Source organism: Aerococcus sp. HMSC10H05 (assembly GCF_001806975.1).
Lineage (GTDB): Bacteria > Bacillota > Bacilli > Lactobacillales > Aerococcaceae > Aerococcus > Aerococcus viridans_B.
Window position 1 is genome coordinate 25,977 of record NZ_KV786975.1, and the last position, 16,882, is coordinate 42,858.

The window sequence follows — 16,882 nt, forward strand, 5'->3', positions numbered from 1 at the left end:
GAACTAATTTTTTGGGGATTAGTATATTCACTTAGTGAAGTGCTTGTGGACAGGGGTCTATGGGCATTTTTTTTATGAAAGTAGGTATATTGATGCGACATTTTTTATCTGTAGAGCAATTTACGAATGAAGAATTTATGATGCTAGTGAGACGTGCATCTGACTTTAAACATGGACGAGATCGTTTTAAAAGTGACCGAACGATCGTTAATATGTTCTATGAAAATTCAACGAGAACAAAAATGAGTTTTGAAATGGCTGAGCACAAAATTGGCATGCACCAAATGAACTTTGATGTAACGACATCATCAGTAAATAAAGGGGAGTCTTTGTATGATTCCGTATTAACCATGCAAGCAATTGGTGCAGATGTAGTGGTTATCCGTCATCCAGATCCTAACTATTCTGATCAATTGGTTAATTTAGATGTACAAGTGGTGAATGCGGGTTCAGGAACTGGCCAACATCCTTCACAGTCATTGCTCGATATCATGACAATCTATGAAGAATTCGGTGACTTTACTGATCTAAATGTCGCTATTATTGGAGATATCATGTATTCACGAGTAGCAGTATCTAACATGATGATGTTAAATCAACTAGGTGCGAATGTCATTTTTGCTGGTCCAGATCAATACTTCGATAAGCGCTACGAAAAATATGGTGAATGGATGTCAGTGGATGCTGCTGTAAAAGCAGCCGATGTGGTAATGATGCTTAGGGTTCAATTAGAACGTCATCCTAATGGTGATAAACCTTTTGAGAAAAAAGACTATCATGAGCGATTTGGGTTAACGCGTGAACGGTTCCAAACGATGAAAGATCATGCAATCATAATGCATCCAGCGCCCGTTAATCGGGACGTAGAGATTGCTGATGAATTAATAGAATGTAAGAAAAGTCGCATAGTTTCACAAATGTCGAATGGTGTTTTTGCGCGTATTGCTATTTTAGAATGGGTATTGAAAGGAAGATATGATGAGCTTAATAATCACAAATGGTAAACAAGTAACGAAAGAGAATCAATTAGTTGATATTCATTTAAAGATTGATGGGGAAAAAATTATAGCAGTAAGTGACAAATTAGATTTTGAAGTTGCAGACTCAGATCAGGTGATTGATGTTGACGGGAAACTTGTGACACCGGGATTAACAGATGTGCATGTGCATTTTCGCCAGCCAGGTTTTGAAGACAAAGAAACGATTTTAACTGGAAGTCAAGCAGCTGCGCGGGGTGGATTCACACGTGTCGCAGCTATGCCTAATTTAAATCCAGCTCCTGATACACCAGAAAAGTTATCAGCAATTCAAAAGCTGATTGACGAAGATGCAGTAATTGAGGTCTTACAATACGCACCGATTACAGCTGATTTAAAATCAGATGACTTGGTGGATATGGCCAAAATGCCAGAAGCATTTGCCTTTACCAATGATGGGTTTGGTGTGCAAACGGCTGGCACTATGTACTTAGCTATGAAAGAAGCTGCTCGCTTACATAAGCCCATCGTAGCCCATACTGAAGATGAGAGTCTATTATTCGGTGGTGTAATGCATGAGGGAATCAAGAATAAGGAACTTGGTTTACCAGGTATCTTAAATGCAACAGAATCTAGTCAAATTGCCCGTGATATTCATTTAGCAGAGGAAACAGGTGTTCATTACCATGTTTGTCACGTATCCACAAAGGCATCTGTCGCGGCCATTCGTGACGGTAAAGCACGAGGTGTTCATGTGACAGCAGAAGTCGCACCACATCATTTAATTCTAAATGAACTAGATATCCCAGCTGACGATGCTACTTATAAGATGAATCCACCTTTACGCGGTGAAGAGGATCAAGCAGCTTTATTAGAAGGTTTATTGGATGGAACCTTAGATATGGTCGCTACTGACCATGCACCGCACACTTTAGCTGAGAAGGCCAACGGTTTTATGGGTTCACCTTTTGGAATTGTTGGTATTGAAACAGCGTTTGCAGTGATGTACACGCATTTTGTGAAGACAGGTGTCATGTCTTTAGCCTTTTTACTTGAAAAGATGACTATAGCACCAACTGATGTATTCGACTTACCCTCAACTACATTATCAGTTGGGAGTTCAGCAGATATTGCAGTTTTTGATCTAGCACAGGCCTATACAATTGATCCAGCAGATTATTTATCAAAATCACAAGTGACACCTTTTAATGGTGAAGAAGTATATGGTATGTGTGTGTTGACTATCTATAAGGGAAATATTGTTTATCAACAATAATGCGTATCAAACGTTATTTAAGGAGGCTATTATGTCACGTTTAAGCGTCAAATTACCAGGTTTAGAATTAAAGAATCCAGTAATGCCAGCGTCTGGCTGTTTTGGTTATGGAGAAGACTTTGCAGACAAATATGATTTAAGCATTTTAGGTGCCTTAGTGGACAAATCAACAACTGTAGAAGTTAGAAAAGGAAATCCATATCCTCGTTACTACCACTCAGGAGAACGCATTCTAAATTCAGTTGGACTCAAAAACCCTGGAGTAGAAAGTGTTTTAGCAGAAAAATTACCTAATCTAGCACAATTTGATGTACCCATTATTCAAAGCATAGCTGGATCAACAGTTGAAGACTATGTTGAAGCTACTAAAGCTTTATCTAAAGCTGAGAATGTAAAGGCTATTGAACTAAATATCTCTTGTCCAAATGTTAAATTAGGTGGTCTACAATTTGGTACTGATCCAGAAGTAGCAGCAGATTTAACTAGACAGGTAAAAGCTGTAACGACTTTGCCTGTTTATGTAAAGTTAACGCCTAATGTAACAGATATTACGGTAATTGCAAAAGCGGTGGAGGCTGCGGGTGCTAATGCCCTTGTGATGATCAATACAATTACTGGTCAAACATTCGATCTCCAAACAAGACAACCTGTTTTAGGTGGATTAACTGGTGGCTTGTCTGGGTCTTCCTTGAAATATGTGGCCTTAAGAATGGTACGTCAGGTTGCACAAGTAGTAGATATTCCTATCATTGGTGTAGGCGGTATTGGAAATATTGATGATGTATTAGAAATGATAATTGCTGGAGCAACAGCTGTTCAAATAGGCTCTGCTAACTATGCCAATCCAATGATTTGTAAAGAAATTATTGAAGGGCTACCCGCACGTATGGATGAACTGAATATTAAAACTATTGAAACACTGATAGCTGAAATGAAAGTAATGATAAAAAAATAATTCTATGAATAGCTTTTTGAAGATACAAAAACGCGCATGATTTTTAACCTCATGCGCGTTTTGTGCATATATTCTAAAATTCATTGGTTATTTATTGTATTTCTTGACTTTTTGTAGAATTGAAAAACATGATGATTAATGTTGCAGTTTCTTCAATAGACCGGTCTGCCACATTGATTACAGGGCAATTCAATTCCTCATATAATTTATTCGCATATGCTAGTTCTTTTTCAATTCGAGCATCATTTGTATACAGACTCGCATCTTCAATACCATATGACCGCATACGTTCACGCCGGAATTTATTTAATACATTCACATCATTAGTTAAACCAATGATTTTGGATCTTTCAATCTCATAAATGATGTCTGGAATTCTAGACTCTGGCACGAGGGGTAAGTTAGCTACTTTATATCCCATATTTGCCAGATACATACTCAAAGGGGTTTTTGAAGTTCTAGATATACCAAGCAAGACAATATCAGCATCTATAAAACGTTTTGGTTGTTGACCATCATCATTGTTAACTGCAAACTCTAACGCCTCTATACGTTTGTAGTATTCATCGTCTAATTGGTGGCGAATACCAGGCTTTCCGGAAGGCTTCACATTTGTTTGATGCACAATTTGATCCATTAATTGGTCAAGGACATTTAAATAAAAAATCCCTGCCATTTCACAGTAATCTTCAGCAATTTGGTTGAGATCTTTATTGATAAAAGAAGCAACAATTCCTGCTTGTTCAATTTTTGCTTGTTTCAAAATTGGTAACAGCATATCATCATGCTGGATGAATGGATAATTGGTCACGTCAAAGTCGACGGCGGGAAATTGTACTGACACACTTTGGAAAATATCATTCACTAGAGATCCAACTGCATCTGAAATAAGGAAATACTTTGGCTTTTGTGGTATATCTTGACTCATCGTTTTGCCTCCAAAATGGTTTTATTATGTATATTCTACCACAGAAAAGTTGCAGATAGCATTTGAGTTAAATTGATTTGAATTCGAATAGCGATTATGTTAGTGTTATATTACGAATTCGAAATAAAAGATGATAATAGTATTTATATTATAGGAGCGACAAAAATGACAAACGATTTATTGGGTATTCATCATGTAACAGCGATTACTTCCAGCGCAGAGAAGAATTACCAATTCTATTCAGGCATCTTAGGTATGCGTTTAGTTAAGAAAACGGTTAACCAAGATGATATTCATACTTACCATACTTTCTTTGCAGATGATGAAGGGAATGCGGGGACAGATTTAACTTTTTTTGATTTCCCAGGTGTTCCAAGTGGTTATTATGGTACAAATTCAATTTCTCGTATTGGTTTGCGAGTACCGAATGATGAAGCTTTAGTTTATTATGAAGAGCGATTGAAATCATTTGACATTCAAACAGAAGAGATTCAAAAAGTTTATGATAAAAAAGTGCTCCGCTTCGAGGATTTTGACGGTCAAAGACTACAAATTTTCTCAGATGAAAATAATAAGGGGGTTCGGCTGGAAAACCATGGAAAAACGGTTCAGTACCAACTGATAAAGCAATTTATGGATTAGGGCCGATTGAAATTTCGGTATCTTATTTTGAGGACTTTGGAAAAATTCTTGAAGAAATTTATGGTATGAAAAAAATAGCAGATGATGGTAAACAGGCTTTATTTGAAGTCGGAGACGGTGGTAACGGTGGTCAAGTAATTTTACGTAAAGATTTAGTTACACCACCCGGGTTACAAGGCTATGGTGAAGTCCATCATGTTTCATTCCGTGTAGCTGATCATGATGCCATTCAACATTGGGTGAATAAATATCAACAAATTGGCTTACCAAGTTCGGGATTGGTCGATCGTTTCTTCTTTGAAGCCTTATATGCCAGAATTGGAGATATTCTAATTGAAATTTCTACAGACGGACCTGGATTTATGGGCGATGAGCCATATGAAACGCTTGGTGAGTCATTGTCCTTACCACCATTTTTAGAAGAAGAACGTGCGCATATCGAATCACAAATTCGCCATTTCGATACGACACAGCCCAATGATTATGGCTTCAAATCGTAATCAATACGTGTTAGAATAAGTGGGAATTGGAGTGATAACTATGAATTTTGTAGAGGATTCTATGCAAGCCCTACACGAAGCTGGTTTTAAATATACGAAAAAACGTGCTGATATGTTAAATGTCTTCGATGAAGAAGGTGCCTATTACCTTAGTGCAAAAGAGGTGCAACAACGATTAGAAAGCCTATACCCAGGTATTTCTTTCGATACTATTTATCGTAATCTAAAATTATTTGAAGACCACCATTTTTTAGAGACGTCAGAGATAAATGGTGAGATGGTATTTAGAAAGCATTGTGATCCACATTTAGGTCACCACCATCATTTTATTTGTACGAATTGTGGTAAAACGATCGCTATCAATTCATGTCCTATGACGTTCTTTGCAGACCAATTACCTGGCTGTGAAATTATAAGCCATACAATTGAAATACAAGGATTGTGTAGTGAATGTAAGTAATGTTGCTCCTTTTAAAAAGTTTAGGAGATATTTCCGCTCTTTATTATAAAGAAACCAAATTGAATTAATATAAAGTCCCCATTTAGCTTCTATTTCTACTGTAACAACGTGTAAAAAAATTCAATGATTATTCGATTAACCAATAAAATGACGTAGGGATAATTGACTTTATTTATTTAATGACGTATAATTCACTAGAACGTTTTTTCAAGTATGAAAGAACGATTTGTAGTAACGAGGGGAGGGAAATGTCATGTCAAAAACTGTAGTTCGTAAAAACGAATCACTTGACGACGCTCTTCGTCGCTTCAAACGTTCAGTTTCAAAATCTGGTACAATACAAGAAGCACGTAAACGTGAATTCTACGAAAAACCTTCAGTAAAACGTAAGAAGAAATCTGAAGCGGCTCGTAAACGTAAATTCTAATTGTTTACCTCACTTAAAAGAGACAGCTCATGGCGTTATTAGACCAACTAAATACCGATATGAAGGTAGCCATGAAAGCTAAAGATAAATGTAAGTTATCTGTTATCCGGATGTTAAAGACAGCAGTTCAAAATGCTGAAATTAACAAAGTAATACCTTGTCTGTGGATGAAGAAATTGAACTTTTGGCTCGCGAGTTGAAGCAAGGAAAAGAGTTGGAAGTAGGATTCCGTCAAGCAGATCATGTAGAATTAGCAGATAGCGCGGTTGCTGTAATTGCATTATCGAGAATATTTGCCAGCACAATTATCAGAATCTGAATTTGATGAAGGCGTTAATCAAGTTATTGATGAAGGTGGCGCAACATCTATGAAAGATTTTGGTAAAGTAATGCAAACTGCTGTGGCTAAATTTAAAGGCCGAGTTGAAGGTAATGCAATGCAAACAGTAGCCAAAAAATATTTAAGTTAATTTATTTGAATATAAAAAGGAAGTCATTTGACTTCCTTTTTTATTGGTCAAAAAATTGAGTTTTAATATTATAAATGAGAAATTCATTAAAATAAAATTAAAAAATAGCTTGAAATCACTTCTTTTTTTTGATAAATTGTATTTAGTAATTTGAAAGGGGTGACAACAATGCGTCAATTTAGAATATCCTCCATATATATGATGCATGCTGACGTATTTGTTGCGTCTCCATTTAATTCAAAACAAGAATTATTATCATTAGCTAAGTAGGATTCTTCTCTAGGAGAGTCCTTTTCCACGTGAAACGGGCTCTAGCTAATGAAACGGCGGCCTGTTGACGGTCGTCGTTTTTTTATTAGTTGAGGCCGAAAGCTATAAAGAATGGTAAAAATCTGGAACTTGAGTGGAAACTTTTTTCAAATCAATAAGATCTATAAAGATGAAGGAGCGATTTTGATGGATTTAGGACTAAAAGGTAAAGTAGCAGTCATAACCGGGGCAAGTAGAGGTATCGGATTTGAAACAGCAAAAACACTGGCTGAGGAGGGTGCACACGTTGTGATTACAGCCCGCCACGAGGAAAGATTAATTGAGGCACAAACAGCCATTAAAGAAGCTACGGGGGTTGAAGTAGATTACGCAGTAGCTGACGTTACAGATTTATCCGCTGTCCAAAAGGCAATTGCGGATACTGCATCCAAATACGGGACTATCGATATCTTAGTCAATAATGCGGGTGGCCACAGAGCGGGCTCATTTGAAGAAGTAGATAATGATGCCTGGCGATTTGATTTAGAAATCAAAATTATTGGTGTGGCGAATTTTACACGTGAAGTACTCCCCTATATGCGAAAGCAAGCGTCAGGGTCTATTATTAGTGTTTTATCAAATTCAGGAAAGACGCCAGGTCCAAAATCAGTTCCAACCTCACCAGCCCGCTCAGCAGGACTTGCCGTCATCAAGGAATTGAGTAAGGAGTACGGTGAATACAATATTCGTGCAAATGCGGTATGTATTGGTTATATCCGAAGTGAGCAGGTTGAAAATATGTGGCAAAATGACCCGGAAAAACCCACTTGGGAAGAGTTTTCAAAACAAAAAGCCAAGGATACGCATACGCCAATGGGCCGTGTTGGTGAAACAGCAGAAGCTGCTAAAGTGATTAGTTTTCTTGCTTCAGATGCTGCTTCTTATGTTAGTGGTACAGCAGTGAATATTGACGGTGGCGCATCTGACGCCATGTAAAATGGAGGATAACAGTTTATGATGGATCAAGAAATTATTTTCGCAAGTCAAGCACTTTATCAAGCAGATAATCATAAAATCCCCGTAAAATATGGGAAGTTCGGGATATTGAATGAGGAAGACGGATACCGTGTTCAACAAGCCGTTTTAGATTTACGAAAAGAGGCTGGTGAACAAGTTGCGGGATATAAAATTTCTTTGTCAGCAAAAATTCAACAGTCCTTCTTTAAGACTTCAACTCCTTTATATGGTGTCATGACAGATAAAGGCGTTTGGGGTTCGGATATAGATCTAAGCAAATTTATGGGGCCATTGTTAGAATTTGAAATGATATTCAAGGCTGAAGAAAGGATTTCGCCTGACGATTCTGTTGAGACGATCATGTCTAAATGTAAGGTGGCGACAGGATATGAAATTCCTGATTGCCGTTATGACAACTGGTACGGGAATATTTCAAAATTTGAATTGATTGCCGATGGCGCAGCCAATGCAGGTGTAGTAGCTGGTGAATATGTCAAACGAACTTATCAAGAAATTGATGACGTGATAGGGACAGTAACACTAGATGGTCAACCATACACTCAGGGTTCTTCAAAAGAGGTGATGGGTCACCCAGCATATTCAGTCCAATGGTTGGCACAAAAATTAGCTGAAATTGGTCAAGCTATTGAACCAGGCATGTTTGTAGCTTCAGGTGCCGTTAATATGCCTAAAGTCATTGAACCAGGTGTTTATGTTGGCCAATTTGAAGGTCTTCCCCCAGTAACCTTATTTGCAAAATAAACAAAAAAATATCGAAAAAAGCATTGGCTATTCCGAAATTTAGAAAAGCCGATGCTTTTTTATCTATTTGACTTATTGTGATTTAATAGCCTTTTTCTTTTGAAACAACATTGACGGCTAAGTCGCCCTTTTCTGCGTAAGCTTTTAAGTTAGCATGGAATATCTTATATGTTTCGATGGCAAAGTGTTCTACTTGACCAGTCATATGTGGTGTAACATCAATTTTTTCATGAGTCCAGAAAGGATGGTCTCTAGGCAGTGGTTCCTCATTAAAGACGTCTAAAGCAGCGTAAGCAATGCGGTCATTTTCTAGAGCATTAATCAGGTCTTCGTCGACCACAGCAGACCCACGACCAACGTTAATAAATAGTGGTTGATTCTCTTGACGATTAAAGAAATCGGTATTGAAAACAGCTTGTGTGGCGTCTGTTTCTGGTAAGACGTTGACGATGATATTGGCGTCAGTCACTTGCTTAAATCCGTCCGCTGTTTTCACTGTTTGATCAAAGTGGTCTACATTGCGACCTGACGTATTCACACCGACTGTTTCTAAACCGAATGCTTGGCCGATACGGGCTATTTCTTTCCCCACATTACCAGCACCAAAAATCAACATTTTTTTCTCAGGTAATGACATATGTTTTGCATATGCCCAGTGCTTTTCTTGTTCACGCGCTTTATAAATGTGTAAACTGCGATAGTAATTTAAAATATAACCAAATACCGTTTCAGCTATTGGTGTTGCATGGATACCGCTCATGTTAGTAATTTGAATATTTTGATCAGTAACAATCTCTTTAGGTAATTGATTAATTCCAGCAAATTGGACTTGAATCCAGCGTAGGCTATCATAACCATTCATTTTATATTTCTCGGCTAAATCAGCGTTCCAACCATATTGAATTTCAATGTTGGGATAGTCTACGTCTGTTAATTCGTCTGCTCGTTTCACTTGATAATTACTCGCAATATCTTGAATATCTTTAAATTGCCAATCTTTTACTAGATTAGCGATGGCTATAATTTTTTGCAATTTTTATGCCTCCATAAAGCGTTTTCTCCATTATATCATTGATCCATTCACTTTCGAAAGTAAATGTCCTTTTCGAAAAAGGACAAAGCATTTGATAATGTATGGTCTGTTATTCGTATTTATCTTACATTTTTGCTATAATTTACTTAATACGAAAAGGAGGAAGTTTTCATTTGACAGAATCTACAATTAGCAAAAGTGTAGCCTTGATGGATCCAGCGTTAGCTGTACAACTTTTTGGTACTGAGGACCGTAATCTTTCTTTGATTGAACAAGCTTTTGAGGTTCAAATATTTGCTAGGGATGAGCATATTGAAGTGAGTGGACCTGAAGCGAGTGTTATACAAACAATTGATTTATTAACCGAATTACAAGTTATTCTACAATCGGGCATTACAATTGGTGAACGTGATGTGATTACTGCTATTAAGATGGCGAGAAATGGAACACTGAACCATTTCGTGAGTTTATATGAAGAAGAAATTGGTCGAACATTTGAAGGAAAAGCCATTCGCACAAAATCTGTAGGTCAACGTCAATATTTACATGCTGTCAATAAACATGCCATAACGTTTGGAATTGGACCAGCTGGTACTGGGAAAACTTTCTTAGCAGTGATGATGGCCGTTCAGGCACTCAAACAAGGACGAGTGAAACGCATTGTATTGACACGCCCAGCGGTTGAGGCGGGAGAAAGTTTGGGATTTTTACCAGGGGACTTGAAAGAAAAGGTAGATCCGTACTTACGTCCAATTTATGATGCTTTGTATACGATTTATGGTCGTGAACATACGGAGCGTTTATTAGAGCGTGGAGTGATTGAAATAGCACCATTAGCTTATATGCGTGGGCGTACTTTAGAAGATGCTTTTGTTATCTTAGATGAAGCACAAAATACCACCGTTGCTCAAATGAAGATGTTCTTAACCCGTCTTGGATTCGGCTCTAAGATGATTGTCAATGGTGATAAAACACAAATCGATTTACCAAGAGGTGCTAAATCTGGTTTGATTGATGCTGAACGATACTTAAGAGGTATTAAAGATATAGACTTTGTTCACTTTACTGCAACTGATGTTGTGCGTCATCCTGTAGTATCAGCAATTATTGATGCTTATGCGAATGAAGATAGTGAAGGTCAAGGCTAGGAGAAAAAAGGTGAAGATATGTTAGATTTAATTTATGAAGATAAAACAAAGGAAGTTTCTGCTGAAGATGAAAAAATGTTACATGAATTGCTAGAGTTTGCAGCTGATTATTTAGAATTAACAGGAGAAATTGATTTATCATTAACTATTGTGAATGATGCAGAAATTCATGAAATCAATAGAACTTACCGTAATATTGACAGTCCAACCGATGTGATTTCTTTTGCGATTGAAGATCTTGGTGAAGATGAACTATCAATTGTTGGTCTACCAGAAGACATGCCACGAGAACTGGGGGATCTTTTCATTTCAATTGATAAAACCCGAGCACAAGCTGAGGAATATGGACACTCTTTTGAACGCGAGTTAGGTTTTTTAGCTATCCATGGCTTTTTACATTTGAATGGATATGACCATATGAATGAAACGGATGAGAAGGAAATGTTTAGTCTACAGAAAGAAATTTTAGATGCTTATGGACTTAAAAGAGCGTAAGCAAACACCAGAATTGCCCAAGGTGGATAAAAATCATAATTTTTTTGAATCTATGGGCTATGCTTTGAGTGGTATTCGATTTGCATTTGTTCATGAGCGTAACATTCGATATCAACTACTAGGCTTAGTATTAGTGATGTTAGCAGCCTATTATTTCAATTTGTCTATTGAGAAATGGTTAATTCTCATATTAACGTGTGCTATTGTCATTTGTATGGAGATTACCAACACCATAGCTGAGTGGATTATTGATTTAGTTACCGACCAACAATATCATCCAATTGCTAAAAATGTGAAAGATGTAGCCGCTGGAGGTGTCTTAATTTCTTCTATGATGGCCGTCATTGTTGGTTTACTCATTTTTGTTCCTGAAATTTTACTTTTTTTCCATTAATACTGAATAAGGGAGACTATTTTTGAATATAGAAGATTTTAATATAAACGATTTTGATAATATTGAGGACTTAGAAAAGTTACTAGAAGATGATGGTGCCCAGGCAGAAGATAATTTTGATGGTTATAAATCCGGTTTTGTAGCAATCGTTGGTCGTCCTAATGTTGGAAAGTCAACATTTTTAAACCGTGTTGTTGGTCAAAAAGTAGCGATCATGTCTGATAAAGCTCAGACGACACGTAATAAGATTCAAGCTGTTTACACTTCAGAAGAAGCACAGATTGTCTTTATTGACACACCTGGTATTCATAAACCACATAATGAGTTAGGTGAATTTATGAATAAGTCTGCTTACCAATCTCTTGAGGAAGTAGATGTTATCTTAATGCTTGTAAATGCTGAAGAACCCATTGGACCTGGTGATAAATTTGTCTTTGAAAAAATTAAAAATTATAAAACACGCAAGTTTTTAGGGATAAATAAAATTGATAAAGTTTCACCAGATACTTTAGCTGATTTTATAGAAACGATTCCAAACCCAGATAGTTTTGATGGCATTATTCCTTTATCTGCTTTAAACGGAAATAATGTTGGAACCCTAATGGATACCTTGGTGAATCTTTTACCAACAGGACCACAGTATTATCCATCTGATTTTATTACAGACCACCCAGAATATTTTGTGGTATCTGAATTAATTCGTGAACAGATTCTATTAAATACCTATGAAGAAATTCCACATTCGGTAGCTGTTCAAGTTGATTCTATGCAAAAAGATGAATTAGACCGCGTCCATGTATATGCCACTATCATAGTTGATCAAAAAAGCCAAAAAGGCATCATTATCGGCAAAGGTGGTAAAATGATCAAGAAAATAGGTGTTGATGCGCGCAAAGAAATTGAAAATCTATTAGGTTCAAAAATATATTTGGAACTATGGGTGAAGATCATAAAGAACTGGCGTAATAATAAATCAAACTTAGGTGATTTAGGTTATAACTATAAAAATTACAAAGGCTAATCCACAAACGAAGTAGGTATATGCAAATGTGTATGAAAAGGAGGGCAAGACCATGCGGAAGGATCATTATGCGCGATTCGATGGGATTGTCCTTTTTACGCGTAAGTATAAAGAAAATGATTTACTAATTAAGATATTTACAAAAGAATACGGAAAGCGTATGTTTTTTGTTAAAAATATTCAACGACAAAATAATAGTCTAAAAGAGATTGCCTTTCCATATATGCGCGCCTCTTTTGTTGGGACTATAAATGATCAAGGCTTTTCCTTCTTGAATGATACTGGCAATATTCAATTTCCTAAGACGACGATTGATGATATCCAAGCCAATGCTTATGCTGCTTATATGACAGGATTAACGGATGCTGCTTTTGAAGATTTTATTCAAGAAGACAAGGTTTTTGATTTGTTGTGGCAAGGTTTAGGTAAAATTGAAGCAGGTGTTGATCCGTCTGTTGTGGCGAATATATTTGAAATTCAGTTGCTACCTAAATTTGGTGTAGCACCGAATTTTCTATATTGTGCAATATGTGGCCAGGACAGTGGAAGATTTGATTATTCTATGGCATATGCTGGGGTATTATGTGCGGATCATTTTCATATGGATGAACGCCGTTTGCATTGGTCACCTAGAGCTAGTCATTTTATTCGAATGTTCAGCCAAATTTCCTACGATAGGTTAGGAGAAGTGAACTTACAGGTTAGTACCAAAGCTGAAATTAGACAGGCTTTAGATGACCTATATGAGGAGTACGTTGGCATTCATTTGAAGAGTAGACACTTTATTAGTCAGTTAGAAACTTTTATCAATCCACTTGACGATAAAAGAGAAAAAAAGTATGATAATAGCTGAATATAAGAAGTGCAATGAAAATACTAAGTAACTAGAGGTAGATTCTAAAGCGAGGTCGGATGGTGAAAGCGGCCGAATTGAACTCATGTGAAGGCATATTGGAGCACTTAGCAATAAAGCGCTAATGAGTTTATGCATTAGAAGTAGGGTGGAACCGCGATATAATCGTCCCTATGTGTTTGTTTTTCAAATACATAGGGGCTTTTTTGTGTCTTCTGATGTATTTGACCACTAAAGATTAAGAATGAGGAAGTGAACATCTTGGCAACGAATCATAAAACATTTCAAGATATTATTTTAACTTTACAAAATTACTGGGCAGAGCAAGGCTGCTTAGTTTTAAATGCCTATGATACTGAAAAAGGTGCGGGTACTATGTCACCTTATACCTTCTTGCGAGCAATCGGACCTGAACCGTGGAATGCTTGTTACGTAGAGCCATCTCGTCGTCCAGCTGACGGTCGTTATGGTGAAAATCCAAACCGTTTATACCAACATCACCAATTCCAAGTCGTGATGAAGCCAAATCCAGAAAATATTCAAGAGCTTTATATTGAAAGCCTAAAACAATTAGGTATTGATCCATTAAAACATGATATTCGTTTTGTAGAAGATAACTGGGAAAATCCTTCATTAGGTTGTGCTGGTTTGGGTTGGGAAGTTTGGTTAGACGGGATGGAAGTTACCCAATTTACTTATTTCCAACAAGTTGGTGGATTGGAATGTAAGCCTGTAACATCTGAATTAACTTACGGTTTAGAACGTTTAGCTTCTTACATCCAAGAGGTTGACTCAGTTTATGATATTGAATGGGTTGAAGGGGTCAAATATGGTGAAATTTTTGGCCAAGCTGAGTATGAGCACTCAGTTTATTCATTTGAAGAATCAGATGTAGATATGTTGTTCTCTGCCTTCAATAAATATGAAACTGAAGCGCTAAAACAGATCGATAATGAATTAGTTCACCCGGCTTATGACTACATTTTAAAATGCTCACATACATTTAACTTATTGGATGCACGTGGGGTCATCTCTGTTACTGACCGTGCTGCTTATCTAGCACGTATCCGTAATATGGCGCGTCGCGTAGCTAAAATGTTTGTGAAAAAACGTGCTGATTTGGGTTACCCATTATTAGACCGCGAAACAGCAGAAGCGTTATTGAAGGAGGCAAAATAATGAGCCAACATAAATTTTTATTTGAAATTGGTTTAGAAGAGGTACCTGCCCAATACGTGCGTAATGCCGTTAACCAATTAAAAGCTTTAGTTGAAAACTTTTTAACAGAAAACCGTTTAACTTTTGAAAATGTTGAAACATTTGCGACCCCACGTCGTTTAACAGTTCGTGTGAATGGTCTAGCAGATAAACAAACAGATTTTTCTGAAGTTGCTAAGGGACCAGCTAAACGTATTGCCCAAGATGAAGAAGGTAACTGGACCAAAGCTGCGCAAGGTTTTGCTCGCGGAAAAGGCGCATCTGTTGAAGATATTTACTTTGAGGAAGTAAAAGGGGAAGAGTATGTTTTCATTGAAATATCTAACCCAGGAAGTCCTGCAGCAGATATTTTACAAAATATTGTAACTGTTATTGATCATATGTCATTTCCTGTTTCTATGCACTGGGCTTCATATGATGTCAAATATATTCGCCCAATTCACTGGATGGTAGCATTACTGGATGATCAAGTCTTACCATTAACTTTCTTAAATTTAACAGCTTCAAATGTTTCTCGTGGACATCGCTATTTAGGTGACCAAGCTGTAACGATTGCTGATGCAGATGCTTATGAAGCAGCATTAGCAAAAGAGTTTGTCATTGTTAATCAAGATGAACGAAAAGCATTGATTGAACAACAAATCAACCAATTAGCGAGTGAAAATGACTATCAAATTGATATTGATGAAGATTTACTTGAAGAAGTTACACAGATTGTTGAATATCCAACAGCCTTTATTGGTAATTTCGATGAGAAATACCTAGAATTACCAGATGAAGTACTTATTACTTCAATGAAGAACCATCAACGTTACTTCTATGTTAAAGATCAAGCTGGTAACTTGTTACCTTTATTCCTAGCAGTTCGTAATGGAAATGCTGAATATCTGGATAATGTTCGAAAAGGGAATCAAAAAGTGCTAACTGCTCGTTTAGAAGATGGCTTCTTCTTTGTAAATGAAGATAAAACTAAAACCATTCAAGACTTCCAGGATCGTTTGGCTAAGGTGACTTTCCACGCTGAAATTGGTACATTACAAGAAAAAATGACACGTACAGGTCAAATTGCGCAATACCTTGCTGAAAAATGGTCAGATGAATTTGCCGATGCACAAGCGGAAGATATTATACGTACTGCTGAAATCTATAAATTTGATTTAGTAACAGGTATTGTAGATGAATTCTCTGAATTACAGGGTGTTATGGGTGAAAAATATGCCTTAGAATTTGGTGAAACTCCTGCTGTTGCTACCGCTATTCGTGAACATTATATGCCTATTTCTGCAGATGGAGAATTACCAGCTAGCCAATTAGGAAAATTATTTGCAGTCTCAGATAAATTAGATTCTGTTATCTCATTCTTTAATATCAACCGTATTCCTTCTGGATCAAACGATCCGTTTGCTTTACGTCGTCAAACTTCTGGAATTGTGCGCATTCTAATCGAAAATGAGTTAACTTTTGACTGGAAAACTGATATTATAAGTATCTTGCAAACTGTTTATGATATTCAAGATCAAGATCGTCTACTTCAATTACAAACGGCATTGAGTCAATTTGTAAATGACCGTTTGAAAGCGATATTGAATGATCAAGAAATTCGTTATGATATTGCGGATGCTGTCTTACAAAGTCGTTCAAATGATATTTTAACGAAATTAGCAGCAAGTAAGGTCTTACAAGAAGCAAGTAGTAAATCTTCATTTAAAGAAACACTCGAAGCGTGGAATCGTATCTTGAATTTAGGTAAGAAAGCCCGCGAATTAAACGTGGAGAATGCTATAATAGATGAGAGCCGTTTTGAAACTGAATCTGAAGTAGCATTATTTAATAGTGCTAAAGGCTTAGAGATGACAAATGACATGCAAGACAACTATAATCAACTTGAGGCCTTAACACCAATAATCACTGAATTTTTTGATCACAATATGGTGTTTGCAGAAGAACAAACGGTGCAAAATAACCGTTTGGCAATTTTGAGTTTGATTGCACAAGCGATTTTAATACTTGCTGATACAAACCGTATTAACACTAAATAAGTATAGTAATCGTAATTG

The 16,882-nt window shown here is 36.8% G+C and carries 16 protein-coding genes and 2 pseudogenes; 16 read left to right on the top strand and 2 right to left on the bottom strand.

All coding sequences use genetic code 11. The annotated features are described in order from the left end of the window. The first annotated feature begins 92 nt into the window (after positions 1–92). Genes HMPREF3116_RS03715 through HMPREF3116_RS03725 form a run of 3 tightly spaced genes read left to right on the top strand, consistent with a single transcriptional unit; the run spans position 93 to position 3,208 of the window. Complete coding sequence (locus tag HMPREF3116_RS03715; RefSeq protein ID WP_083272752.1) at positions 93–1,004, top strand: aspartate carbamoyltransferase catalytic subunit; 912 nt, start codon at positions 93–95, stop codon at positions 1,002–1,004. Continuing rightward, on the top strand, positions 979–2,253 hold the full coding sequence (locus HMPREF3116_RS03720) for a dihydroorotase (RefSeq protein WP_070467856.1): 1,275 nt from the start codon (positions 979–981) through the stop codon (positions 2,251–2,253). Before HMPREF3116_RS03715 ends, HMPREF3116_RS03720 begins: the two co-directional genes overlap by 26 nt. A gap of 31 nt (positions 2,254–2,284) precedes the next feature. Beyond that, complete coding sequence (locus HMPREF3116_RS03725) at positions 2,285–3,208, top strand: dihydroorotate dehydrogenase (RefSeq protein ID WP_070467857.1); 924 nt, start codon at positions 2,285–2,287, stop codon at positions 3,206–3,208. 91 nt (positions 3,209–3,299) lie between these two features. Here the strand turns inward: HMPREF3116_RS03725 and HMPREF3116_RS03730 are convergent, their stop codons facing one another. Beyond that, positions 3,300–4,136 carry a pyruvate, water dikinase regulatory protein gene (locus HMPREF3116_RS03730; RefSeq protein ID WP_070467858.1) on the bottom strand — a complete coding sequence of 279 codons (837 nt, stop codon included), beginning with the start codon at positions 4,134–4,136 and terminating at the stop codon, positions 3,300–3,302. A gap of 165 nt (positions 4,137–4,301) precedes the next feature. Here HMPREF3116_RS03730 and HMPREF3116_RS03735 point away from each other — a divergent pair. The 6 genes and pseudogenes from HMPREF3116_RS03735 to HMPREF3116_RS03760 all read left to right on the top strand — a co-directional run bounded on the left by HMPREF3116_RS03735 (position 4,302) and on the right by HMPREF3116_RS03760 (position 8,663). Next, positions 4,302–5,278, top strand: a pseudogene (locus HMPREF3116_RS03735) (ring-cleaving dioxygenase). Between the two features lie 40 nt (positions 5,279–5,318). Continuing rightward, a complete protein-coding gene (locus HMPREF3116_RS03740) occupies positions 5,319–5,738 on the top strand; it encodes a Fur family transcriptional regulator (RefSeq protein ID WP_070467859.1) in 420 nt (139 codons plus the stop codon). 253 nt (positions 5,739–5,991) lie between these two features. Next, positions 5,992–6,165, top strand: a complete 174-nt coding sequence (gene rpsU, locus HMPREF3116_RS03745; protein ID WP_003142732.1) for a 30S ribosomal protein S21 — start codon at positions 5,992–5,994, stop codon at positions 6,163–6,165. 29 nt (positions 6,166–6,194) lie between these two features. Next, positions 6,195–6,635: pseudogene (locus HMPREF3116_RS03750) on the top strand (GatB/YqeY domain-containing protein). 456 nt (positions 6,636–7,091) lie between these two features. Further along, positions 7,092–7,880 carry an SDR family NAD(P)-dependent oxidoreductase gene (locus HMPREF3116_RS03755; RefSeq protein WP_070467860.1) on the top strand — a complete coding sequence of 263 codons (789 nt, stop codon included), beginning with the start codon at positions 7,092–7,094 and terminating at the stop codon, positions 7,878–7,880. 18 nt (positions 7,881–7,898) lie between these two features. After that, positions 7,899–8,663 (top strand): 2-keto-4-pentenoate hydratase, encoded by a 765-nt coding sequence (locus HMPREF3116_RS03760; protein WP_070467861.1) that lies wholly within the window; start codon positions 7,899–7,901, stop codon positions 8,661–8,663. 82 nt (positions 8,664–8,745) lie between these two features. Here HMPREF3116_RS03760 and HMPREF3116_RS03765 read toward each other — a convergent pair whose 3' ends face one another. Further along, positions 8,746–9,696 (bottom strand): phosphoglycerate dehydrogenase, encoded by a 951-nt coding sequence (locus HMPREF3116_RS03765; protein WP_070467862.1) that lies wholly within the window; start codon positions 9,694–9,696, stop codon positions 8,746–8,748. A 173-nt stretch (positions 9,697–9,869) separates the two neighbouring features. On the opposite strand from HMPREF3116_RS03765, the gene HMPREF3116_RS03770 reads away from it, so the two are divergent. From HMPREF3116_RS03770 to glyS, 7 genes are all read left to right on the top strand, one after another. Continuing rightward, positions 9,870–10,844: a PhoH family protein gene (locus HMPREF3116_RS03770; RefSeq protein WP_070467863.1), complete on the top strand. Its 975-nt coding sequence runs from the start codon at positions 9,870–9,872 to the stop codon at positions 10,842–10,844. Between the two features lie 18 nt (positions 10,845–10,862). Then, positions 10,863–11,339, top strand: a complete 477-nt coding sequence (gene ybeY / locus HMPREF3116_RS03775) for an rRNA maturation RNase YbeY (protein ID WP_070467864.1) — start codon at positions 10,863–10,865, stop codon at positions 11,337–11,339. Further along, positions 11,314–11,733 carry a diacylglycerol kinase family protein gene (locus tag HMPREF3116_RS03780; protein ID WP_070467865.1) on the top strand — a complete coding sequence of 140 codons (420 nt, stop codon included), beginning with the start codon at positions 11,314–11,316 and terminating at the stop codon, positions 11,731–11,733. Before ybeY ends, HMPREF3116_RS03780 begins: the two co-directional genes overlap by 26 nt. A 22-nt stretch (positions 11,734–11,755) precedes the next feature. After that, the gene (gene era, locus HMPREF3116_RS03785; RefSeq protein WP_083272748.1) at positions 11,756–12,754 is read left to right on the top strand and encodes a GTPase Era; all 999 of its coding nucleotides are present in this window, start codon (positions 11,756–11,758) and stop codon (positions 12,752–12,754) included. Between the two features lie 52 nt (positions 12,755–12,806). Then, positions 12,807–13,607, top strand: coding sequence for a DNA repair protein RecO (gene recO / locus HMPREF3116_RS03790; RefSeq protein ID WP_070467866.1), 801 nt, complete (start codon positions 12,807–12,809; stop codon positions 13,605–13,607). 261 nt (positions 13,608–13,868) lie between these two features. Next, a complete protein-coding gene (gene glyQ / locus HMPREF3116_RS03795) occupies positions 13,869–14,786 on the top strand; it encodes a glycine--tRNA ligase subunit alpha (RefSeq protein WP_070467867.1) in 918 nt (305 codons plus the stop codon). Further along, a complete protein-coding gene (gene glyS / locus HMPREF3116_RS03800) occupies positions 14,786–16,864 on the top strand; it encodes a glycine--tRNA ligase subunit beta (protein ID WP_070467868.1) in 2,079 nt (692 codons plus the stop codon). The genes glyQ and glyS overlap by 1 nt, the downstream gene beginning before the upstream one ends. Positions 16,865–16,882: the final 18 nt, after the last annotated feature.

Coding starts and splice junctions, on each gene's coding strand:
- HMPREF3116_RS03715 (WP_083272752.1), top strand. CDS start 93: ATGCGACATTTTTTATCTGTAGAGCAATTTACGAATGAAGAATTTATG.
- HMPREF3116_RS03720 (WP_070467856.1), top strand. CDS start 979: ATGAGCTTAATAATCACAAATGGTAAACAAGTAACGAAAGAGAATCAA.
- HMPREF3116_RS03725 (WP_070467857.1), top strand. CDS start 2,285: ATGTCACGTTTAAGCGTCAAATTACCAGGTTTAGAATTAAAGAATCCA.
- HMPREF3116_RS03730 (WP_070467858.1), bottom strand. CDS start 4,136: ATGAGTCAAGATATACCACAAAAGCCAAAGTATTTCCTTATTTCAGAT.
- HMPREF3116_RS03740 (WP_070467859.1), top strand. CDS start 5,319: ATGAATTTTGTAGAGGATTCTATGCAAGCCCTACACGAAGCTGGTTTT.
- rpsU (WP_003142732.1), top strand. CDS start 5,992: ATGTCAAAAACTGTAGTTCGTAAAAACGAATCACTTGACGACGCTCTT.
- HMPREF3116_RS03755 (WP_070467860.1), top strand. CDS start 7,092: ATGGATTTAGGACTAAAAGGTAAAGTAGCAGTCATAACCGGGGCAAGT.
- HMPREF3116_RS03760 (WP_070467861.1), top strand. CDS start 7,899: ATGATGGATCAAGAAATTATTTTCGCAAGTCAAGCACTTTATCAAGCA.
- ybeY (WP_070467864.1), top strand. CDS start 10,863: ATGTTAGATTTAATTTATGAAGATAAAACAAAGGAAGTTTCTGCTGAA.
- HMPREF3116_RS03780 (WP_070467865.1), top strand. CDS start 11,314: ATGCTTATGGACTTAAAAGAGCGTAAGCAAACACCAGAATTGCCCAAG.
- recO (WP_070467866.1), top strand. CDS start 12,807: ATGCGGAAGGATCATTATGCGCGATTCGATGGGATTGTCCTTTTTACG.
- glyS (WP_070467868.1), top strand. CDS start 14,786: ATGAGCCAACATAAATTTTTATTTGAAATTGGTTTAGAAGAGGTACCT.